Raw genomic sequence first — 24,570 nt, forward strand, 5'->3', positions numbered from 1 at the left:
TCACTAAGGAAATAGTGCACTTCAACGCCGTAGCTTGTAGGCTTAACGCTTATTAACTATTACTCATGGCGTTTATGCCTGCCTCCTCTCGCTCCCAACTTAAACAACTTTCGCGTCGACAGTTTTTAGCCACTGTCGGCGCGGTTGTGCTGGGCGCAGGGCTAGGTTTTCACGCCTCGCCTGCAACCGCCTTCAACCCCCAACGATTACGGCAGAGCATGCAACAGCAGTACGGCCAAAGTGGGCTTACTGTTTTAGAAGAGTGGTTTGCCATGCTAGAACGTTTGCGTGGTCAAGAAGTACAAACGCAACTTCGTGAGGTCAACGACTTTTTCAACCGCCGAATACGCTGGGTTGATGATATTCACGTATGGGGGCAAGAAGACTTCTGGGCAACGCCATTAGAGGCCATGGGTAAAGCTCAAGGCGACTGTGAAGATTACTCCATTGCCAAGTACATCACCCTGAAGCAGCTCGGTGTTCCCGGTGAACGCCTGCGCATGATTTATGTACGGGCACGCATTGGTCGAAGCCAAATCACCCAGGCACATATGGTACTTGGCTACTACTCAACGCCCAGCGCTGAGCCGTTAGTACTTGATAATATTTCACCTTCTATCTCCCCCGCTTCTCAACGCACCGACCTAGACCCAGTATTTAGTTTTAATAGTGAAGGGCTGTGGGCTGGTGGCACAACGCAATCACGTGCAGACCCGTTAGCGCGGCTCTCACGATGGCGCAATGTCGTTGAACGGATGCAATCACAAGGTTTCATTTAAGAGGATTAAGCACTATGTCGCTGATTAAACAGCTCTGGCTGGCCATTATTGCGCTACTGTTGCTTTCATTTATCGGCAGCCTTGCGATCAGCATCACCTCGGGCCGCGACTATATCGAGCAGGAAGTGCGCATTAAAAACGAAGACAATGCAACGGCATTGGCACTTTCCATGAGCCAGCTCGACAAGGACGTGGTGACGCTCGAACTGTTAATTTCCGCACAGTTTGATACTGGCTATTACCGTCGCATGACGCTAAGAGACACCGAAGGTCAGGTGCTCATTGAGCGTTCGGCCAACGAATACAGTGGCGATGTACCCGCTTGGTTCCGCAACGTTATTCACTTTGATGTGCCGATCGGCACGGCAACGATTCAAGACGGCTGGCGGCAATTCGGCACGCTTGAACTCGAAAGCCAGCACAGTTTCGCCTACGCTTCGTTGTGGCGCATTATGCTTGAGCTTGCAGGCTGGTTCTTGCTAGCTGGCGCGATCAGCCTCGCCATCGCCACAGTGGTAGTGCGCGGTATCAAGCATCCTCTTGTGCGGGTGGTCGCCCAAGCAAAAGATATCAGCGCCCGGCGCTTCACCACCATAAAAGAACCCCGCACGTTAGAGCTACGTGAAGTGGCCCAAGCAATGAACGTTTTGTCTGCGAATGTGCGCCAAATGCTCAGTCAGGAAAGCCAAAAACTGGATGAGCTACGTCGACATCTGCAACACGATCGTGTCACAGGAGCACTCAATCGCGACGTGTTTATGGGCCGTTTGTCATCATTACTAGGGAGTGAAGACGCCCGTGCCACGGGGCTAATGATAATGACCAGAGTGGAGTCACTTGAAACGCTCAATGAGCAGCTAGGCCACCAAGCCACTGATCAGTTACTCAGTGGGCTAGTAATACAACTCTCCCAGCTAGCACCCACGCCAGAAGAAGCACTAGTTGGGCGATTAAACGGCAGTGATTTTATCCTGATGCTGCCTTTAGAAGCAGATACTAGCGCACTCATACCGCGCCTTCGCCAAGCACTTGATACCATCGCGCTCAAGGCGCCCAATATCGGCATGCGTTTACCGACCGCTGTGGTTGCCTACACGCCTCATGATGACCGAGGTGGGTTATTAGCTACGTTAGACGACGCCCTTGCTGAAGCCGAAAGTGCGAGCGCCCACACCACAGTTGCTGTACGAGAGCATCAGCATAACTCTCTTTTTGGCAATCATGCCGAATGGCGTTCGGCGCTCAATGCCGCGATTATGCTGGGCCCCCAGCTCGCTTATTTCCCTGTTATTGATGCCCATCATAACGTATTGCATTATGAATGCCCTGCTCGCCTAGAGCTTGCCAACAACTGGCAAACAGCCGGCATGTTTATTCCCTGGATCTCGCGCTTTCACTTAGAACCCGCACTCGATATTGCCGTGGTCAAAAAAGCCCTTGAGCAACTTACTGGCAACCCCGCACAAACCCTTGGTATTAATCTTTCAATTGCCTCCATCACCAATGCTGAGTTTGTGATTGAGCTAAGAAGGTTACTCGAAAAACAACCTCAACTAGCCAAACAGCTGTGCTTCGAAGTACCCGCTATTTTGAATACTCATGCTATTGGCAGCCTTCGCGGCTTATGTACAGCACTCAGACCGTTAGGTTGTCAGTTTGGCATTGAGCATGTTGGGGCAGAATTCACCAAGCTGGCTGATTTACATGACATCGGGCTTGCCTATCTAAAAATAGATAGCAGCTTGATCGGAGGGATTCACATATCTCATGAACAACAAACCATCGTGCGAGGAATGGCAACACTATGCCACTCCCTTGGCATTCAGGTGATAGCAGAAGGTGTGACTGAACAAGCCGAATTGGAAAGCCTCTTCAGCGTGGGCGTTGACGGTGCCACTGGCCCAGGTGTACGCGCGTGAGCACCTTCGATAAGTAAGCCAAGAACAACACGGCGTTACCTACCCTGTGACGCCGTGTTAGATAATACCGCCGTCATCGCTAATCAAATTGACGTCATTCTTCGCCCGCAATGACTTACGTTCCATGATTTTACTCTGCGCTGCCGAAGGCAAGTCAGTAAAACTAAGGACCCCCTTCTCTAGCAACACTTCCAGCATATCTTCCACCACCCGTACGAAAGCCAAGTCGGATGCAATAAACTGCGCTGACTGCCCCGTTTGCTCTGCTAAAAAAGCAAACACTTCGGGTGAATCATCATTGATAGTGTCATTACACTCAGGCGATGGCTCTTTGCTGAGCATCACAATCTCCCCTTGGGCGTTGCGTTTGATGTAAAGCATAGCGGCTTCCTCTGTAAGTAAAAGCGCTTAAGTGTAGCTAAACGTAATTCGGCATTGAATACAACAAGGCCGCCCAGTGGGCGGCCTGTTGAGGTAGGTAAAGGTTATTCGATATCTAGCTTTCCATTTTGGATCATATGGAGGATTACATCCTGTGATCCGCCACCACCAAAGTCAGAGAAGCTCTTACCCTCTAAACGAATAACTTGATCAGCATTCTCTTTATCGCCTGCCAAGCCCCCTTCAGAGTTGACATACAGCACTGTATCACCGCTGTCTTCTTCCGCGACAATATAGGCATCTAGCGAGTCACCGTTTTCATAATCCAATAACTCACCAATATCCAGTTTATCGCCTTCACCCGCGTTGAAGTCCATCACTGTATCAATGGCAGGATTATCCGCAGTGCCCTGGTCATTTAACTCCCACTTGAAGGTGTCAGCGCCTAGGCCACCGAAGAGTAGATCGTTACCTTCGCCACCAATGAGAGTGTCGTTACCAGCGCCACCGATCAAGATATCGTTCCCAGCACCACCATCGATAGTATTACCACCACCATCAGTACGAACTGTGTCGATTAAGGATTCCCAGTTCTCTCTAACATAATCGAGAATCTGATCATCATTAGGCACTGCTCCATTATTAACTTCCCACTTCAGGAACTCTCGCAGCCCTTGGTAACCCAAGCCGTCGTGACTTCCTGCAGCAAATAAGGTGCCTGTGTCTTGGTTTGTCCACTGGAGGTGGTCAGTATTGATAGCATCACCGAAGATAATGTCATCTCCTTTCCCTCCAGTAATGATGTCATCCCCCAGAGATTCAAGCTCATCGAACTCCGAACTACCTTCCAAAGCAGCGGCTAGCTCACTAGCATTATTGACAATATCCACACTGCCCGCCGGGGCAGTGATTGTGCCTGAATAACCTCTCGCACTGACATACTGAGTAGCAGAAGAATCTACAACATCCGTATTGTCAAAAAAGCGCAGTAAATTTTCATTTACGCCGTTACCAATCCCAATTGCATTCACTGAGCTTTTAGAAGACAAGCTGGTAAAGGCATTAACAGCATCTTCCATTACGTAGTAGTCAGTGTCCCGTCCATTCCCCCACAGCGATCCGTTATAGTAAGAATATGTTGGATTTCCGTCAGTGAGGAAAAATGACAAGTTTTCGAAATTGCCACTTCCCTGCTGCGCATTCTGCGCATTAAACCAAGCCACTGACTGCTGGAAAGCCGCCTGATAGTTAGTACCTCCGGAAGCTTGCAGTACATTAATCGCATTGATTAATTGGTGCACATTGCCAGGATTTAGTCCTTGGATAACTACAGGTGTAGAAGCATTAGTTGAGAAAGTAACTAACTGTACATTTATCACACCCTCATGATCTTTCAATTGGTTAGACAAGTTCACTAAGGCCTGCTTAGTTAGATTCATTCTTGACAACCCGGGCGTCCCAGACCCACTCGTCATACTTCCCGACACATCTACTATTAAAGATATATTGTAGTTAGCCGCAGGATCGACAATGGTTACTTTGCCACCACGATCACCAATGATGACATCGTCACCGCCACCACCTTCAATGGTGTTATCTCCGTTTCCTCCCACATTGAGCGACGCAGGCGGCTGAACTTCAAATGGCCGATCAGTCTCCGCCTCATAGGCATTACCGTATTGATCCACACCTATGACGTTAGCCGTAATCTCTCCTGAGCCCAGGCCAGCGACTTTATCCGATGGCACACTCACAGACCAGGAGCTGCCATCACCATCGACGGTGGTGGTATAGACCTCGCCTCCGATAGTAACCTCGATCGCGTCGCCAGCTTTGGCATCGCCGCCTACGCTACCGGTAATCGGCTGAGCCTCTTCGGCCTCGCTATTGCTCAGGAAGTCATCACCCCCGAAGGCTGGATCAATGGTGATCGTGGCTTCAGGCGCAACGTTGGCGACGCCTTTACTGTCATCATCGCTGGCACTATTACCCGCAGGATCCGTGACCGTGGCACTAACACTCACGTTAGTCGCCCCTTGGCTCACAGCTACCCAAACAGTAACACCGTTATTAATGTCTTCCTGATCCAGCACTACGGTGGTCAGCGTGTTACCGCCTGCATCTTTAACGACCAACGTATCCCCAACCTTAGTACCTGCTTGGAAAGTAACTAAGGCTTCTACGCTATCAGGCTCGCCAGCAGCAATCTCATTAATGTTGTAGACATCATCGTCACCAGCGCCCTGCAGCGCCACGCTGACCGTTGGCGCGGTGGCGTCGATAACGCCGTTATCCGTATCGCTGTCGCTGTTGCCTGCTGGGTCGGTAACCGTGGCAGTCACGCTCAGTGCCGTATCCGTGCCGTCCAGGTCGGTGATGGTGACGGTGACACCGTTATCCAGGTCGTCCTGCGTCACTTCACGATCAAGGAGCGTGTTGCCCTTGCCGTCGGTGACCACCAGGGTGTCGCCCACTTCGGTGCTGCCGCCCAGAGTGACGGTGGCGTTCACGCCATCAGCGATTTCGTCGGCGCTGTAGATGTCGCCAGAGGCGTCTTCCAGCGCAACGCTGACCGTCGGCGCGGTGGCGTCGATGGTACCGGTGTCGCTGTCGCTATCGCTGTTGCCTGCCGGGTCGGTGACCGTGGCAGTCACGCTCAGTGCCGTATCCGTGCCGTCCAGGTCGGTGATGGTGACGGTCAGGCCGTTGTCCAGCATCGCCTGGGTGACGTCGCCGTTGAACAGCTCGTTGCCTTTGCCATCCACCACGACCAGGGTGTCGCCCACTTCGGTGCTGCCGCCCAGAGTGACGGTGGCGTTCACGCCATCAGCGATTTCGTCGGCGCTGTAGATGTCGCCAGAGACGTCTTCCAGCGCCACGCTGACCGTCGGCGCGGTGGCGTCGATAACGCCGTTATCCGTATCGCTGTCGCTGTTGCCTGCCGGGTCGGTGACCGTGGCGGTAACGCTGATGTCGGTATCCGTGCCGTCCAGGTCGGTGATGGTCACGGTGACACCGTTATCCAGGTCGTCCTGCGTCACTTCACGATCAAGGAGCGTGTTGCCCTTGCCGTCGGTGACCACCAGGGTGTCGCCCACTTCGGTGCTGCCGCCCAGAGTGACGGTGGCGTTCACGCCATCAGCGATTTCGTCGGCGCTGTAGATGTCGCCAGAGGCGTCTTCCAGCGCCACGCTGACCGTTGGCGCAGTGGCGTCGATAACGCCGTTATCCGTGGCGCTGTCGCTGTTGCCTGCTGGGTCGGTGACCGTGGCGGTAACGCTGATGTCGGTATCCGTGCCGTCCAGGTCGGTGATGGTGACGGTGACACCGTTATCCAGGTCGTCCTGCGTCACTTCACGATCCAGTAGCGTGTTGCCCTTGCCGTCGGTGACCACCAGGGTGTCGCCCACTTCGGTGCTGCCGCCCAGAGTGACGGTGGCGTTCACGCCATCAGCGATTTCGTCGGCGCTGTAGATGTCGCCAGAGACGTCTTCCAGCGCCACGCTGACCGTCGGCGCGGTGGCGTCGATAACGCCGTTATCCGTATCGCTGTCGCTGTTGCCTGCCGGGTCGGTGACCGTGGCGGTAACGCTGATGTCGGTATCCGTGCCGTCCAGGTCGGTGATGGTCACGGTGACACCGTTATCCAGGTCGTCCTGCGTCACTTCACGATCCAGTAGCGTGTTGCCCTTGCCGTCGGTGACCACCAGGGTGTCGCCCACTTCGGTGCTGCCGCCCAGAGTGACGGTGGCGTTCACGCCATCAGCGATTTCGTCGGCGCTGTAGATGTCGCCAGAGGCGTCTTCCAGCGCCACGCTGACCGTCGGCGCGGTGGCGTCGATAACGCCGTTATCCGTATCGCTGTCGCTGTTGCCTGCTGGGTCGGTAACCGTGGCAGTCACGCTCAGTGCCGTATCCGTGCCGTCCAGGTCGGTGATGGTGACGGTGACACCGTTATCCAGGTCGTCCTGCGTCACTTCACGGTCAAGGAGCGTGTTGCCCTTGCCGTCGGTGACCACCAGGGTGTCGCCCACTTCGGTGCTGCCGCCCAGAGTGACGGTGGCGTTCACGCCATCAGCGATTTCGTCGGCGCTGTAGATGTCGCCAGAGGCGTCTTCCAGCGCCACGCTGACCGTTGGCGAGGTGGCGTCGATGGTACCGGTGTCGCTGTCGCTATCGCTGTTGCCTGCCGGATCGGTAACCGTGGCAGTCACGCTCAGTGCCGTATCCGTGCCGTCCAGGTCGGTGATGGTGACGGTGACACCGTTATCCAGGTCGTCCTGCGTCACTTCACGATCAAGGAGCGTGTTGCCCTTGCCGTCGGTGACCACCAGGGTGTCGCCCACTTCGGTGCTGCCGCCCAGAGTGACGGTGGCATTCACGCCATCAGCGATTTCGTCGGCGCTGTAGATATCGCCAGAGGCGTCTTCCAGCGCAACGCTGACCGTCGGCGCGGTGGCGTCGATGGTACCGGTGTCGCTGTCGCTATCGCTGTTGCCTGCCGGGTCGGTGACCGTGGCAGTCACGCTCAGTGCCGTATCCGTGCCGTCCAGGTCGGTGATGGTGACGGTCAGGCCGTTGTCCAGCATCGCCTGGGTGACGTCGCCGTTGAACAGCTCGTTGCCTTTGCCATCCACCACGACCAGGGTGTCGCCCACTTCGGTGCTGCCGCCCAGAGTGACGGTGGCGTTCACGCCATCAGCGATTTCGTCGGCGCTGTAGATGTCGCCAGAGACGTCTTCCAGCGCCACGCTGACCGTCGGCGCGGTGGCGTCGATAACGCCGTTATCCGTATCGCTGTCGCTGTTGCCTGCCGGGTCGGTGACCGTGGCGGTAACGCTGATGTCGGTATCCGTGCCGTCCAGGTCGGTGATGGTCACGGTGACACCGTTATCCAGGTCGTCCTGCGTCACTTCACGATCAAGGAGCGTGTTGCCCTTGCCGTCGGTGACCACCAGGGTGTCGCCCACTTCGGTGCTGCCGCCCAGAGTGACGGTGGCGTTCACGCCATCAGCGATTTCGTCGGCGCTGTAGATGTCGCCAGAGGCGTCTTCCAGCGCCACGCTGACCGTTGGCGCAGTGGCGTCGATAACGCCGTTATCCGTGGCGCTGTCGCTGTTGCCTGCTGGGTCGGTGACCGTGGCGGTAACGCTGATGTCGGTATCCGTGCCGTCCAGGTCGGTGATGGTGACGGTGACACCGTTATCCAGGTCGTCCTGCGTCACTTCACGATCCAGTAGCGTGTTGCCCTTGCCGTCGGTGACCACCAGGGTGTCGCCCACTTCGGTGCTGCCGCCCAGAGTGACGGTGGCGTTCACGCCATCAGCGATTTCGTCGGCGCTGTAGATATCGCCAGAGGCGTCTTCCAGCGCCACGCTGACCGTCGGCGCGGTGGCGTCGATAACGCCGTTATCGCTGTCGCTATCGCTGTTACCTGCTGGGTCGGTGACCGTGGCGGTAACGCTGATGTCGGTATCCGTGCCGTCCAGGTCGGTGATGGTGACGGTCAGGCCGTTGTCCAGCATCGCCTGGGTGACGTCGCCGTTGAACAGCTCGTTGCCTTTGCCATCCACCACGACCAGGGTGTCGCCCACTTCGGTGCTGCCGCCCAGAGTGACGGTGGCGTTCACGCCATCAGCGATTTCGTCGGCGCTGTAGATGTCGCCAGAGGCGTCTTCCAGCGCCACGCTGACCGTCGGCGCGGTGGCGTCGATAACGCCGTTATCCGTATCGCTGTCGCTGTTGCCTGCTGGGTCGGTAACCGTGGCAGTGACGCTCAGTGCCGTATCCGTGCCGTCCAGGTCGGTGATGGTGACGGTGACACCGTTATCCAGGTCGTCCTGCGTCACTTCACGGTCAAGGAGCGTGTTGCCCTTGCCGTCGGTGACCACCAGGGTGTCGCCCACTTCGGTGCTGCCGCCCAGAGTGACGGTGGCGTTCACGCCATCAGCGATTTCGTCGGCGCTGTAGATGTCGCCAGAGGCGTCTTCCAGCGCCACGCTGACCGTCGGCGCGGTGGCGTCGATAACGCCGTTATCCGTATCGCTGTCGCTGTTGCCTGCTGGGTCGGTGACCGTGGCAGTGACGCTCAGTGCCGTATCCGTGCCGTCCAGGTCGGTGATGGTGACGGTCAGGCCGTTGTCCAGCATCGCCTGGGTGACGTCGCCGTTGAACAGCTCGTTGCCTTTGCCATCCACCACGACCAGGGTGTCGCCCACTTCGGTGCTGCCGCCCAGAGTGACGGTGGCATTCACGCCATCAGCGATTTCGTCGGCGCTGTAGATGTCGCCAGAGGCGTCTTCCAGCGCAACGCTGACCGTCGGCGCGGTGGCGTCGATAACGCCGTTATCCGTATCGCTGTCGCTGTTGCCTGCTGGGTCGGTAACCGTGGCAGTCACGCTCAGTGCCGTATCCGTGCCGTCCAGGTCGGTGATGGTGACGGTGACACCGTTATCCAGGTCGTCCTGCGTCACTTCACGGTCAAGGAGCGTGTTGCCCTTGCCGTCGGTGACCACCAGGGTGTCGCCCACTTCGGTGCTGCCGCCCAGAGTGACGGTGGCGTTCACGCCATCAGCGATTTCGTCGGCGCTGTAGATGTCGCCAGAGGCGTCTTCCAGCGCCACGCTGACCGTCGGCGCGGTGGCGTCGATAACGCCGTTATCCGTATCGCTGTCGCTGTTGCCTGCTGGGTCGGTGACCGTGGCAGTGACGCTCAGTGCCGTATCCGTGCCGTCCAGGTCGGTGATGGTGACGGTCAGGCCGTTGTCCAGCATCGCCTGGGTGACGTCGCCGTTGAACAGCTCGTTGCCTTTGCCATCCACCACGACCAGGGTGTCGCCCACTTCGGTGCTGCCGCCCAGAGTGACGGTGGCGTTCACGCCATCAGCGATTTCGTCGGCGCTGTAGATATCGCCAGAGGCGTCTTCCAGCGCCACGCTGACCGTCGGCGCGGTGGCGTCGATGGTACCGGTGTCGCTGTCGCTATCGCTGTTGCCTGCTGGGTCGGTGACCGTGGCGGTAACGCTGATGTCGGTATCCGTGCCGTCCAGGTCGGTGATGGTCACGGTGACACCGTTATCCAGGTCGTCCTGCGTCACTTCACGATCAAGGAGCGTGTTGCCCTTGCCGTCGGTGACCACCAGGGTGTCGCCCACTTCGGTGCTGCCGCCCAGAGTGACGGTGGCGTTCACGCCATCAGCGATTTCGTCGGCGCTGTAGATGTCGCCAGAGGCGTCTTCCAGCGCCACGCTGACCGTCGGCGCGGTGGCGTCGATGGTACCGGTGTCGCTGTCGCTATCGCTGTTGCCTGCCGGGTCGGTGACCGTGGCAGTCACGCTCAGTGCCGTATCCGTGCCGTCCAGGTCGGTGATGGTGACGGTCAGGCCGTTGTCCAGCATCGCCTGGGTGACGTCGCCGTTGAACAGCTCGTTGCCTTTGCCATCCACCACGACCAGGGTGTCGCCCACTTCGGTGCTGCCGCCCAGAGTGACGGTGGCGTTCACGCCATCAGCGATTTCGTCGGCGCTGTAGATGTCGCCAGAGGCGTCTTCCAGCGCCACGCTGACCGTCGGCGCGGTGGCGTCGATAACGCCGTTATCCGTATCGCTGTCGCTGTTGCCTGCTGGGTCGGTGACCGTGGCAGTGACGCTCAGTGCCGTATCCGTGCCGTCCAGGTCGGTGATGGTGACGGTCAGGCCGTTGTCCAGCATCGCCTGGGTGACGTCGCCGTTGAACAGCTCGTTGCCTTTGCCATCCACCACGACCAGGGTGTCGCCCACTTCGGTGCTGCCGCCCAGAGTGACGGTGGCGTTCACGCCATCAGCGATTTCGTCGGCGCTGTAGATATCGCCAGAGGCGTCTTCCAGCGCCACGCTGACCGTCGGCGCGGTGGCGTCGATGGTACCGGTGTCGCTGTCGCTATCGCTGTTGCCTGCTGGGTCGGTGACCGTGGCGGTAACGCTGATGTCGGTATCCGTGCCGTCCAGGTCGGTGATGGTGACGGTGACACCGTTATCCAGGTCGTCCTGCGTCACTTCACGATCAAGGAGCGTGTTGCCCTTGCCGTCGGTGACCACCAGGGTGTCGCCCACTTCGGTGCTGCCGCCCAGAGTGACGGTGGCGTTCACGCCATCAGCGATTTCGTCGGCGCTGTAGATGTCGCCAGAGGCGTCTTCCAGCGCCACGCTGACCGTCGGCGCGGTGGCGTCGATAACGCCGTTATCCGTATCGCTGTCGCTGTTGCCTGCCGGGTCGGTAACCGTGGCAGTGACGCTCAGTGCCGTATCCGTGCCGTCCAGGTCGGTGATGGTGACGGTCAGGCCGTTGTCCAGCATCGCCTGGGTGACGTCGCCGTTGAACAGCTCGTTGCCTTTGCCATCCACCACGACCAGGGTGTCGCCCACTTCGGTGCTGCCGCCCAGAGTGACGGTGGCGTTCACGCCATCAGCGATTTCGTCGGCGCTGTAGATGTCGCCAGAGGCGTCTTCCAGCGCAACGCTGACCGTCGGCGCGGTGGCGTCGATGGTACCGGTGTCGCTGTCGCTATCGCTGTTGCCTGCTGGGTCGGTGACCGTGGCAGTCACGCTCAGTGCCGTATCCGTGCCGTCCAGGTCGGTGATGGTGACGGTGACACCGTTATCCAGGTCGTCCTGCGTCACTTCACGATCAAGGAGCGTGTTGCCCTTGCCGTCGGTGACCACCAGGGTGTCGCCCACTTCGGTGCTGCCGCCCAGAGTGACGGTGGCGTTCACGCCATCAGCGATTTCGTCGGCGCTGTAGATGTCGCCAGAGGCGTCTTCCAGCGCCACGCTGACCGTCGGCGCGGTGGCGTCGATGGTACCGGTGTCGCTGTCGCTATCGCTGTTGCCTGCCGGGTCGGTGACCGTGGCAGTCACGCTCAGTGCCGTATCCGTGCCGTCCAGGTCGGTGATGGTGACGGTCAGGCCGTTGTCCAGCATCGCCTGGGTGACGTCGCCGTTGAACAGCTCGTTGCCTTTGCCATCCACCACGACCAGGGTGTCGCCCACTTCGGTGCTGCCGCCCAGAGTGACGGTGGCGTTCACGCCATCAGCGATTTCGTCGGCGCTGTAGATGTCGCCAGAGGCGTCTTCCAGCGCAACGCTGACCGTCGGCGCGGTGGCGTCGATAACGCCGTTATCCGTATCGCTGTCGCTGTTGCCTGCTGGGTCGGTGACCGTGGCAGTGACGCTCAGTGCCGTATCCGTGCCGTCCAGGTCGGTGATGGTGACGGTCAGGCCGTTGTCCAGCATCGCCTGGGTGACGTCGCCGTTGAACAGCTCGTTGCCTTTGCCATCCACCACGACCAGGGTGTCGCCGATTTCGGTGCTGCTGCCCAGGGTGACGGTGGCGTTCACGCCATCAGCGATTTCGTCGGCGCTGTAGATGTCGCCAGAGGCGTCTTCCAGCGCCACGCTGACCGTCGGCGCGGTGGCGTCGATAACGCCGTTATCCGTATCGCTGTCGCTGTTGCCTGCCGGGTCGGTAACCGTGGCAGTGACGCTCAGTGCCGTATCCGTGCCGTCCAGGTCGGTGATGGTGACGGTCAGGCCGTTGTCCAGCATCGCCTGGGTGACGTCGCCGTTGAACAGCTCGTTGCCTTTGCCATCCACCACGACCAGGGTGTCGCCCACTTCGGTGCTGCCGCCCAGAGTGACGGTGGCGTTCACGCCATCAGCGATTTCGTCGGCGCTGTAGATGTCGCCAGAGGCGTCTTCCAGCGCAACGCTGACCGTCGGCGCGGTGGCGTCGATAACGCCGTTATCGCTGTCGCTATCGCTGTTACCTGCTGGGTCGGTGACCGTGGCGGTAACGCTGATGTCGGTATCCGTGCCGTCCAGGTCGGTGATGGTGACGGTGACACCGTTATCCAGGTCGTCCTGCGTCACTTCACGATCCAGTAGCGTGTTGCCCTTGCCGTCGGTGACCACCAGGGTGTCGCCCACTTCGGTGCTGCCGCCCAGAGTGACGGTGGCGTTCACGCCATCAGCGATTTCGTCGGCGCTGTAGATGTCGCCAGAGGCGTCTTCCAGCGCCACGCTGACCGTCGGCGCGGTGGCGTCGATAACGCCGTTATCCGTATCGCTGTCGCTGTTGCCTGCCGGGTCGGTAACCGTGGCGGTCACGCTCAGTGCCGTATCCGTGCCGTCCAGGTCGGTGATGGTGACGGTGACACCGTTATCCAGGTCGTCCTGCGTCACTTCACGATCCAGGAGCGTGTTGCCCTTGCCGTCGGTGACCACCAGGGTGTCGCCCACTTCGGTGCTGCCGCCCAGAGTGACGGTGGCGTTCACGCCATCAGCGATTTCGTCGGCGCTGTAGATGTCGCCAGAGGCGTCTTCCAGCGCAACGCTGACCGTCGGCGCGGTGGCGTCGATAACGCCGTTATCCGTATCGCTGTCGCTGTTGCCTGCTGGGTCGGTAACCGTGGCAGTCACGCTCAGTGCCGTATCCGTGCCGTCCAGGTCGGTGATGGTGACGGTGACACCGTTATCCAGGTCGTCCTGCGTCACTTCACGATCAAGGAGCGTGTTGCCCTTGCCGTCGGTGACCACCAGGGTGTCGCCCACTTCGGTGCTGCCGCCCAGAGTGACGGTGGCGTTCACGCCATCAGCGATTTCGTCGGCGCTGTAGATGTCGCCAGAGGCGTCTTCCAGCGCAACGCTGACCGTCGGCGCGGTGGCGTCGATAACGCCGTTATCCGTATCGCTGTCGCTGTTGCCTGCTGGGTCGGTGACCGTGGCAGTGACGCTCAGTGCCGTATCCGTGCCGTCCAGGTCGGTGATGGTGACGGTCAGGCCGTTGTCCAGCATCGCCTGGGTGACGTCGCCGTTGAACAGCTCGTTGCCTTTGCCATCCACCACGACCAGGGTGTCGCCCACTTCGGTGCTGCCGCCCAGAGTGACGGTGGCATTCACGCCATCAGCGATTTCGTCGGCGCTGTAGATGTCGCCAGAGGCGTCTTCCAGCGCAACGCTGACCGTCGGCGCGGTGGCGTCGATAACGCCGTTATCCGTATCGCTGTCGCTGTTGCCTGCTGGGTCGGTAACCGTGGCAGTCACGCTCAGTGCCGTATCCGTGCCGTCCAGGTCGGTGATGGTGACGGTGACACCGTTATCCAGGTCGTCCTGCGTCACTTCACGGTCAAGGAGCGTGTTGCCCTTGCCGTCGGTGACCACCAGGGTGTCGCCCACTTCGGTGCTGCCGCCCAGAGTGACGGTGGCGTTCACGCCATCAGCGATTTCGTCGGCGCTGTAGATGTCGCCAGAGGCGTCTTCCAGCGCCACGCTGACCGTTGGCGAGGTGGCGTCGATGGTACCGGTGTCGCTGTCGCTATCGCTGTTGCCTGCCGGATCGGTAACCGTGGCAGTCACGCTCAGTGCCGTATCCGTGCCGTCCAGGTCGGTGATGGTGACGGTGACACCGTTATCCAGGTCGTCCTGCGTCACTTCACGATCAAGGAGCGTGTTGCCCTTGCCGTCGGTGACCACCAGGGTGTCGCCCACTTCGGTGCTGCCGCCCAGAGTGACGGTGGCATTCACGCCATCAGCGATTTCGTCGGCGCTGTAGATATCGCCAGAGGCGTCTTCCAGCGCCACGCTGACCGTTGGCGCAGTGGCGTCGATAACGCCGTTATCCGTGGCGCTGTCGCTGTTGCCTGCTGGGTCGGTGACCGTGGCAGTGACGCTCAGTGCCGTATCCGTGCCGTCCAGGTCGGTGATGGTGACGGTGACACCGTTATCCAGGTCGTCCTGCGTCACTTCACGATCCAGTAGCGTGTTGCCCTTGCCGTCGGTGACCACCAGGGTGTCGCCCACTTCGGTGCTGCCGCCCAGAGTGACGGTGGCGTTCACACCATCAGCGATTTCGTCGGCGCTGTAGATATCGCCAGAGGCGTCTTCCAGCGCCACGCTGACCGTCGGCGCGGTGGCGTCGATAACGCCGTTATCGCTGTCGCTATCGCTGTTACCTGCTGGGTCGGTGACCGTGGCGGTAACGCTGATGTCGGTATCCGTGCCGTCCAGGTCGGTGATGGTGACGGTCAGGCCGTTGTCCAGCATCGCCTGGGTGACGTCGCCGTTGAACAGCTCGTTGCCTTTGCCATCCACCACGACCAGGGTGTCGCCGATTTCGGTGCTGCCGCCCAGAGTGACGGTGGCGTTCACGCCATCAGCGATTTCGTCGGCGCTGTAGATATCGCCAGAGGCGTCTTCCAGCGCAACGCTGACCGTCGGCGCGGTGGCGTCGATAACGCCGTTATCCGTATCGCTGTCGCTGTTGCCTGCTGGGTCGGTAACCGTGGCAGTCACGCTCAGTGCCGTATCCGTGCCGTCCAGGTCGGTGATGGTGACGGTGACACCGTTATCCAGGTCGTCCTGCGTCACTTCACGGTCAAGGAGCGTGTTGCCCTTGCCGTCGGTGACCACCAGGGTGTCGCCCACTTCGGTGCTGCCGCCCAGAGTGACGGTGGCGTTCACGCCATCAGCGATTTCGTCGGCGCTGTAGATATCGCCAGAGGCGTCTTCCAGCGCCACGCTGACCGTCGGCGCGGTGGCGTCGATAACGCCGTTATCCGTATCGCTGTCGCTGTTGCCTGCTGGGTCGGTGACCGTGGCAGTGACGCTCAGTGCCGTATCCGTGCCGTCCAGGTCGGTGATGGTGACGGTCAGGCCGTTGTCCAGCATCGCCTGGGTGACGTCGCCGTTGAACAGCTCGTTGCCTTTGCCATCCACCACGACCAGGGTGTCGCCGATTTCGGTGCTGCTGCCCAGGGTGACGGTGGCGTTCACGCCATCAGCGATTTCGTCGGCGCTGTAGATGTCGCCAGAGGCGTCTTCCAGCGCCACGCTGACCGTCGGCGCGGTGGCGTCGATAACGCCGTTATCCGTATCGCTGTCGCTGTTGCCTGCTGGGTCGGTGACCGTGGCAGTCACGCTCAGTGCCGTATCCGTGCCGTCCAGGTCGGTGATGGTGACGGTCAGGCCGTTGTCCAGCATCGCCTGGGTGACGTCGCCGTTGAACAGCTCGTTGCCTTTGCCATCCACCACGACCAGGGTGTCGCCGATTTCGGTGCTGCTGCCCAGGGTGACGGTGGCGTTCACGCCATCAGCGATTTCGTCGGCGCTGTAGATGTCGCCAGAGGCGTCTTCCAGCGCCACGCTGACCGTCGGCGCGGTGGCGTCGATAACGCCGTTATCCGTATCGCTGTCGCTGTTGCCTGCTGGGTCGGTAACCGTGGCAGTCACGCTCAGTGCCGTATCCGTGCCGTCCAGGTCGGTGATGGTGACGGTGACACCGTTATCCAGGTCGTCCTGCGTCACTTCACGGTCAAGGAGCGTGTTGCCCTTGCCGTCGGTGACCACCAGGGTGTCGCCCACTTCGGTGCTGCCGCCCAGAGTGACGGTGGCGTTCACGCCATCAGCGATTTCGTCGGCGCTGTAGATGTCGCCAGAGGCGTCTTCCAGCGCCACGCTGACCGTTGGCGAGGTGGCGTCGATGGTACCGGTGTCGCTGTCGCTATCGCTGTTGCCTGCCGGATCGGTAACCGTGGCAGTCACGCTCAGTGCCGTATCCGTGCCGTCCAGGTCGGTGATGGTGACGGTGACACCGTTATCCAGGTCGTCCTGCGTCACTTCACGATCAAGGAGCGTGTTGCCCTTGCCGTCGGTGACCACCAGGGTGTCGCCCACTTCGGTGCTGCCGCCCAGAGTGACGGTGGCATTCACGCCATCAGCGATTTCGTCGGCGCTGTAGATGTCGCCAGAGGCGTCTTCCAGCGCCACGCTGACCGTTGGCGCGGTGGCGTCGATAACGCCGTTATCCGTATCGCTGTCGCTGTTGCCTGCTGGGTCGGTAACCGTGGCAGTGACGCTCAGTGCCGTATCCGTGCCGTCCAGGTCGGTGATGGTGACGGTCAGGCCGTTGTCCAGCATCGCCTGGGTGACGTCGCCGTTGAACAGCTCGTTGCCTTTGCCATCCACCACGACCAGGGTGTCGCCCACTTCGGTGCTGCCGCCCAGAGTGACGGTGGCGTTCACGCCATCAGCGATTTCGTCGGCGCTGTAGATATCGCCAGAGGCGTCTTCCAGCGCCACGCTGACCGTTGGCGCAGTGGCGTCGATAACGCCGTTATCCGTGGCGCTGTCGCTGTTGCCTGCCGGGTCGGTAACCGTGGCAGTGACGCTGATATCGGTATCGCCATCCGTGAGGTCGGTAATGGTCACGGTCAGGCCGTTGTCCAGCATCGCCTGGGTGACGTCGCCGTTGAACAGCTCGTTGCCTTTGCCATCCACCACGACCAGGGTGTCGCCGATTTCGGTGCTGCTGCCCAGGGTGACGGTGGCGTTCACGCCATCAGCGATTTCGTCGGCGCTGTAGATGTCGCCAGAGGCGTCTTCCAGCGCCACGCTGACCGTCGGCGCGGTGGCGTCGATAACGCCGTTATCCGTATCGCTGTCGCTGTTGCCTGCCGGGTCGGTAACCGTGGCAGTGACGCTCAGTGCCGTATCCGTGCCGTCCAGGTCGGTGATGGTGACGGTGACACCGTTATCCAGGTCGTCCTGCGTCACTTCACGATCCAGTAGCGTGTTGCCCTTGCCGTCGGTGACCACCAGGGTGTCGCCCACTTCGGTGCTGCCGCCCAGAGTGACGGTGGCATTCACGCCATCAGCGATTTCGTCGGCGCTGTAGATGTCGCCAGAGGCGTCTTCCAGCGCCACGCTGACCGTCGGCGCGGTGGCGTCGATAACGCCGTTATCCGTATCGCTGTCGCTGTTGCCTGCTGGGTCGGTAACCGTGGCAGTCACGCTCAGTGCCGTATCCGTGCCGTCCAGGTCGGTGATGGTGACGGTGACACCGTTATCCAGGTCGTCCTGCGTCACTTCACGATCCAGTAGCGTGTTGCCCTTGCCGTCGGTGACCACCAGGGTGTCGCCCACTTCGGTGCTGCCGCCCAGAGTGACGGTGGCGTTCACGCCATCAGCGATTTCGTCGGCGCTGTAGATATCGCCAGAGGCGTCTTCCAGCGCCACGCTGACCGTTGGCGCAGTGGCGTCGATAACGCCGTTATCCGTGGCGCTGTCGCTGTTGCCTGCTGGGTCGGTGACCGTGGCAGTGACGCTCAGTGCCGTATCCGTGCCGTCCAGGTCGGTGATGGTGACGGTGACACCGTTATCCAGGTCGTCCTGCGTCACTTCACGATCCAGTAGCGTGTTGCCCTTGCCGTCGGTGACCACCAGGGTGTCGCCCACTTCGGTGCTGCCGCCCAGAGTGACGGTGGCGTTCACGCCATCAGCGATTTCGTCGGCGCTGTAGATATCGCCAGAGGCGTCTTCCAGCGCCACGCTGACCGTCGGCGCGGTGGCGTCGATAACGCCGTTATCGCTGTCGCTATCGCTGTTACCTGCTGGGTCGGTGACCGTGGCGGTAACGCTGATGTCGGTATCCGTGCCGTCCAGGTCGGTGATGGTGACGGTCAGGCCGTTGTCCAGCATCGCCTGGGTGACGTCGCCGTTGAACAGCTCGTTGCCTTTGCCATCCACCACGACCAGGGTGTCGCCGATTTCGGTGCTGCCGCCCAGAGTGACGGTGGCGTTCACGCCATCAGCGATTTCGTCGGCGCTGTAGATATCGCCAGAGGCGTCTTCCAGCGCAACGCTGACCGTCGGCGCGGTGGCGTCGATAACGCCGTTATCCGTATCGCTGTCGCTGTTGCCTGCTGGGTCGGTAACCGTGGCAGTCACGCTCAGTGCCGTATCCGTGCCGTCCAGGTCGGTGATGGTGACGGTGACACCGTTATCCAGGTCGTCCTGCGTCACTTCACGGTCAAGGAGCGTGTTGCCCTTGCCGTCGGTGACCACCAGGGTGTCGCCCACTTCGGTGCTGCCGCCCAGAGTGACGGTGGCGTTCACGCCATCAGCGATTTCGTCGGCGCTGTAGATATCGCCAGAGGCGTCTTCCAGCGCCACGCTGACCGTCGGCGCGGTGGCGTCGATAACGCCGTTATCGCTGTCGCTATCGCTGTTACCTGCTGGGTCGGTGACCGTGGCGGTAACGCTGATGTCGGTATCCGTGCCGTCCAGGTCGGTGATGGTGACGGTCAGGCCGTTGTCCAGCATCGCCTGGGTGACGTCGCCGTTGAACAGCTCGTTGCCTTTGCCATCCACCACGACCAGGGTGTCGCCGATTTCGGTGCTGCTGCCCAGGGTGACGGTGGCGTTCACGCCATCAGCGATTTCGTCGGCGCTGTAGATGTCGCCAGAGGCGTCTTCCAGCGCCACGCTGACCGTCGGCGCGGTGGCGTCGATAACGCCGTTATCCGTATCGCTGTCGCTGTTGCCTGCTGGGTCGGTGACCGTGGCAGTCACGCTCAGTGCCGTATCCGTGCCGTCCAGGTCGGTGATGGTGACGGTCAGGCCGTTGTCCAGCATCGCCTGGGTGACGTCGCCGTTGAACAGCTCGTTGCCTTTGCCATCCACCACGACCAGGGTGTCGCCGATTTCGGTGCTGCTGCCCAGGGTGACGGTGGCGTTCACGCCATCAGCGATTTCGTCGGCGCTGTAGATGTCGCCAGAGGCGTCTTCCAGCGCCACGCTGACCGTCGGCGCGGTGGCGTCGATAACGCCGTTATCCGTATCGCTGTCGCTGTTGCCTGCTGGGTCGGTGACCGTGGCAGTCACGCTCAGTGCCGTATCCGTGCCGTCCAGGTCGGTGATGGTGACGGTCAGGCCGTTGTCCAGCATCGCCTGGGTGACGTCGCCGTTGAACAGCTCGTTGCCTTTGCCATCCACCACGACCAGGGTGTCGCCGATTTCGGTGCTGCTGCCCAGGGTGACGGTGGCGTTCACGCCATCAGCGATTTCGTCGGCGCTGTAGATGTCGCCAGAGGCGTCTTCCAGCGCCACGCTGACCGTCGGCGCGGTGGCGTCGATGGTACCGGTGTCGCTGTCGCTATCGCTGTTGCCTGCCGGGTCGGTGACCGTGGCAGTCACGCTCAGTGCCGTATCCGTGCCGTCCAGGTCGGTGATGGTGACGGTCAGGCCGTTGTCCAGCATCGCCTGGGTGACGTCGCCGTTGAACAGCTCGTTGCCTTTGCCATCCACCACGACCAGGGTGTCGCCCACTTCGGTGCTGCCGCCCAGAGTGACGGTGGCGTTCACGCCATCAGCGATTTCGTCGGCGCTGTAGATGTCGCCAGAGGCGTCTTCCAGCGCAACGCTGACCGTCGGCGCGGTGGCGTCGATAACGCCGTTATCCGTATCGCTGTCGCTGTTGCCTGCTGGGTCGGTAACCGTGGCAGTCACGCTCAGTGCCGTATCCGTGCCGTCCAGGTCGGTGATGGTCACGGTGACACCGTTATCCAGGTCGTCCTGCGTCACTTCACGGTCAAGGAGCGTGTTGCCCTTGCCGTCGGTGACCACCAGGGTGTCGCCCACTTCGGTGCTGCCGCCCAGAGTGACGGTGGCGTTCACGCCATCAGCGATTTCGTCGGCGCTGTAGATGTCGCCAGAGGCGTCTTCCAGCGCCACGCTGACCGTTGGCGCGGTGGCGTCGATAACGCCGTTATCCGTATCGCTGTCGCTGTTGCCTGCTGGGTCGGTAACCGTGGCAGTGACGCTCAGTGCCGTATCCGTGCCGTCCAGGTCGGTGATGGTGACGGTCAGGCCGTTGTCCAGCATCGCCTGGGTGACGTCGCCGTTGAACAGCTCGTTGCCTTTGCCATCCACCACGACCAGGGTGTCGCCCACTTCGGTGCTGCCGCCCAGAGTGACGGTGGCGTTCACGCCATCAGCGATTTCGTCGGCGCTGTAGATATCGCCAGAGGCGTCTTCCAGCGCCACGCTGACCGTTGGCGCAGTGGCGTCGATAACGCCGTTATCCGTGGCGCTGTCGCTGTTGCCTGCCGGGTCGGTAACCGTGGCAGTGACGCTGATATCGGTATCGCCATCCGTGAGGTCGGTAATGGTCACGGTCAGGCCGTTGTCCAGCATCGCCTGGGTGACGTCGCCGTTGAACAGCTCGTTGCCTTTGCCATCCACCACGACCAGGGTGTCGCCGATTTCGGTGCTGCTGCCCAGGGTGACGGTGGCGTTCACGCCATCAGCGATTTCGTCGGCGCTGTAGATATCGCCAGAGGCGTCTTCCAGCGCCACGCTGACCGTCGGCGCGGTGGCGTCGATAACGCCGTTATCCGTATCGCTGTCGCTGTTGCCTGCTGGGTCGGTAACCGTGGCAGTCACGCTCAGTGCCGTATCCGTGCCGTCCAGGTCGGTGATGGTGACGGTGACACCGTTATCCAGGTCGTCCTGCGTCACTTCACGGTCAAGGAGCGTGTTGCCCTTGCCGTCGGTGACCACCAGGGTGTCGCCCACTTCGGTGCTGCCGCCCAGAGTGACGGTGGCGTTCACGCCATCAGCGATTTCGTCGGCGCTGTAGATGTCGCCAGAGGCGTCTTCCAGCGCAACGCTGACCGTCGGCGCGGTGGCGTCGATAACGCCGTTATCCGTATCGCTGTCGCTGTTGCCTGCTGGGTCGGTAACCGTGGCAGTCACGCTCAGTGCCGTATCCGTGCCGTCCAGGTCGGTGATGGTCACGGTGACACCGTTATCCAGGTCGTCCTGCGTCACTTCACGGTCAAGGAGCGTGTTGCCCTTGCCGTCGGTGACCACCAGGGTGTCGCCCACTTCGGTGCTGCCGCCCAGAGTGACGGTGGCGTTCACGCCATCAGCGATTTCGTCGGCGCTGTAGATGTCGCCAGAGGCGTCTTCCAGCGCAACGCTGACCGTCGGCGCGGTGGCGTCGATGGTACCGGTGTCGCTGTCGCTATCGCTGTTGCCTGCCGGGTCGGTGACCGTGGCAGTCACGCTCAGTGCCGTATCCGTGCCGTCCAGGTCGGTGATGGTGACGGTGACACCGTTATCCAGGTCGTCCTGCGTCACTTCACGATCCAGGAGCGTGTTGCCCTTGCCGTCGGTGACCACCAGGGTGTCGCCCACTTCGGTGCTGCCGCCCAGAGTGACGGTGGCGTTCACGCCATCAGCGATTTCGTCGGCGCTGTAGATGTCGCCAGAGGCGTCTTCCAGCGCAACGCTGACCGTCGGCGCGGTGGCGTCGACACTGTAGTCACGCTCGATATCAGCACTGTAGATGTTGCCTGCGTCGTCTTCACCAATCACGTCAGCAGTGATGCTGTCATTGTCGGCCAAAAGCGCGCCTGGGACATCAATGGCGTAGTTCAGGCTTTCATCGACTTGGCCTGTGAATGTCTCACCACCCACAGTCAGAGTGACAGTGTCGCCTTCGCGGGCGTCGCCACCCACGGTGCCAGTGATAGTGACGTCACCGTCAGCTTCTGAACCGTTGATCACGTCGTCACCGGCTATGGTATCGATGGTGATCGTAGCTTCTAGCTCGATATCTGCATCTGCATCTGCATCGGCGTCAGCATCGGCGTCGGCATCAGCGTCCGCGTCGGCATCTGCATCGGCATCCGCATCTGCATCGGTATCCGCGTCCGCATCAGCATCAGCATCGGCATCGGCATCGGCATCGGCATCAGCGTCCGCATCGGCGTCGGCATCCGCATCGGCGTCCGCATCAGAATCGGAGTCGGCATCTGAATCGGCGTCAGCGTCCGCATCTGCATCCGCATCCGCATCCGCATCTGCATCTGCATCCGCATCCGCATCCGCGTCTGCATCGGCATCCGCATCTGCATCGGCGTCCGCATCAGCATCAGCGTCAGCATCTGCATCGGCGTCTGCGTCTGCGTCTGCGTCTGCGTCCGCATCGGCATCGGCATCGGCATCGGCGTCGGCATCAGCATCTGCGTCGGCGTCAGCGTCAGCGTCAGCGTCAGCATCAGCGTCAGCGTCAGCGTCAGCGTCCGCATCAGCATCGGCGTCCGCATCAGCATCGGCGTCCGCATCAGCATCAGCATCAGCATCAGCATCGGCATCGGCGTCCGCATCAGCATCAGCATCGGCATCGGCATCGGCATCGGCATCGGCATCGGCATCAGCGTCCGCATCGGCGTCGGCATCCGCATCGGCGTCCGCATCAGAATCGGAGTCGGCATCTGAATCGGCGTCAGCGTCCGCATCGGCATCTGAATCGGCATCTGCATCTGCATCGGCGTCAGCATCCGCGTCAGCGTCGGCATCCGCGTCAGCATCTGCATCCGCGTCAGCATCTGCATCTGCATCTGAATCGGCGTCTGCATCTGAATCGGCATCTGAATCGGCGTCGGCATCTGCATCGGCGTCTGCGTCTGCATCAGCGTCAGCGTCCGCATCGGCGTCCGCATCGGCGTCGGCGTCAGCATCTGAATCGGCGTCAGCATCAGCATCAGCATCAGCGTCAGCATCTGCATCAGCATCAGCATCAGCGTCAGCATCTGCATCAGCGTCGGCATCGGCATCGGCATCGGCATCGGCATCAGCATCAGCGTCGGCATCTGAATCGGCATCTGCGTCCGCATCCGCATCTGCATCGGCATCGGCATCGGCATCGGCGTCAGCATCGGCATCGGCATCCGCGTCTGCGTCTGAATCGGCGTCGGCATCGGCATCCGCGTCTGCGTCTGAATCGGCGTCGGCATCAGCATCAGCGTCGGCGTCCGCATCTGCATCTGCATCGGCGTCCGCATCAGCATCAGCATCGGCATCGGCATCGGCATCAGCATCGGCATCAGCGTCAGCATCCGCGTCGGCGTCTGCGTCTGCGTCGGCATCGGCGTCCGCATCAGCATCGGCATCAGCATCAGCATCAGCATCGGCGTCCGCATCAGCATCAGCATCAGCATCAGCATCAGCATCGGCATCGGCATCAGCGTCGGCGTCAGAATCTGCGTCCGCATCAGTGTCATCTAGTGCTGCAGCAGCGGCTACGCCACCATCAAATTCGACGAACTCAGCCCCTTCAAGGCCTCCTTCAGTGCTAAAACTAAGCGGGTCGGTTTCTTCGGCGATACGGGCAAGGCGCACAAAGCTGTTACCGCCACCACCACCGCCGCCAGCGCCGCCGGCTGCGGTAGCATCTAGCAGTTCAAGTAAATCGCCATCTTCATCATCAAGAGCGGCGAGCAGTGCTTCTAAATCGTCGTCTTGGGCGCTGGCATCGGTGGCTACAATCGCATCAAGATCAAGCTCGGGAGTGACAGCAACTTCTTGGCCGCCTTCAACAACGTTAACACCTGTTCCGTCGGCAAAGTCTAAATCTACACGACCATCCGCAGACGTGATGATCGTTTCACCTTCCTGAAGAACATCGCCAATACGGAGCTCTCGCAGATTGCCATCTTCATCACGTGCCCAAGCCTGACCTGAAATCGCGATAACTGTCGCCATGTGCTGTATCCCACCCGCCGTTTCATTAAAGAGTTTGCCGCTTTTGTAAAAACCAATGAAAGTAAATATTCATTAACGGCATTTTGCAGCAAGGCTAATCTTGATGACGGCGAATTCATATTGTACCGG

General features: G+C 60.5%; 4 protein-coding genes. 2 read left to right on the plus strand and 2 right to left on the minus strand.

The annotated features are described in order from the left end of the window. Positions 1-65: 65 nt before the first annotated feature. On the plus strand, positions 66-779 hold the full coding sequence (locus B6A39_RS12805) for a transglutaminase-like cysteine peptidase (RefSeq protein ID WP_083006300.1): 714 nt from the start codon (positions 66-68) through the stop codon (positions 777-779). Positions 780-793: 14 nt separating this feature from the next. After that, positions 794-2,698, plus strand: coding sequence for an EAL domain-containing protein (locus B6A39_RS12810; RefSeq protein WP_083006302.1), 1,905 nt, complete (start codon positions 794-796; stop codon positions 2,696-2,698). 57 nt (positions 2,699-2,755) lie between these two features. Here the strand turns inward: B6A39_RS12810 and B6A39_RS12815 are convergent, their stop codons facing one another. Together B6A39_RS12815 and B6A39_RS12820 are read right to left on the minus strand one after the other, a co-directional pair. Then, positions 2,756-3,079, minus strand: a complete 324-nt coding sequence (locus B6A39_RS12815) for a hypothetical protein (protein WP_038476863.1) — start codon at positions 3,077-3,079, stop codon at positions 2,756-2,758. A 104-nt stretch (positions 3,080-3,183) separates the two neighbouring features. Beyond that, positions 3,184-24,441, minus strand: a complete 21,258-nt coding sequence (locus tag B6A39_RS12820) for a hypothetical protein (RefSeq protein WP_083006304.1) — start codon at positions 24,439-24,441, stop codon at positions 3,184-3,186. Between the last annotated feature and the right edge of the window lie 129 nt (positions 24,442-24,570).

The sequence above is a fragment of the Halomonas sp. GT genome, assembly GCF_002082565.1.
In the GTDB taxonomy this organism is placed as follows: Bacteria; Pseudomonadota; Gammaproteobacteria; order Pseudomonadales; family Halomonadaceae; genus Vreelandella.

Coding starts and splice junctions, on each gene's coding strand:
- B6A39_RS12805 (WP_083006300.1), top strand. CDS start 66: ATGGCGTTTATGCCTGCCTCCTCTCGCTCCCAACTTAAACAACTTTCG.
- B6A39_RS12810 (WP_083006302.1), top strand. CDS start 794: ATGTCGCTGATTAAACAGCTCTGGCTGGCCATTATTGCGCTACTGTTG.
- B6A39_RS12815 (WP_038476863.1), bottom strand. CDS start 3,079: ATGCTTTACATCAAACGCAACGCCCAAGGGGAGATTGTGATGCTCAGC.
- B6A39_RS12820 (WP_083006304.1), bottom strand. CDS start 24,441: ATGGCGACAGTTATCGCGATTTCAGGTCAGGCTTGGGCACGTGATGAA.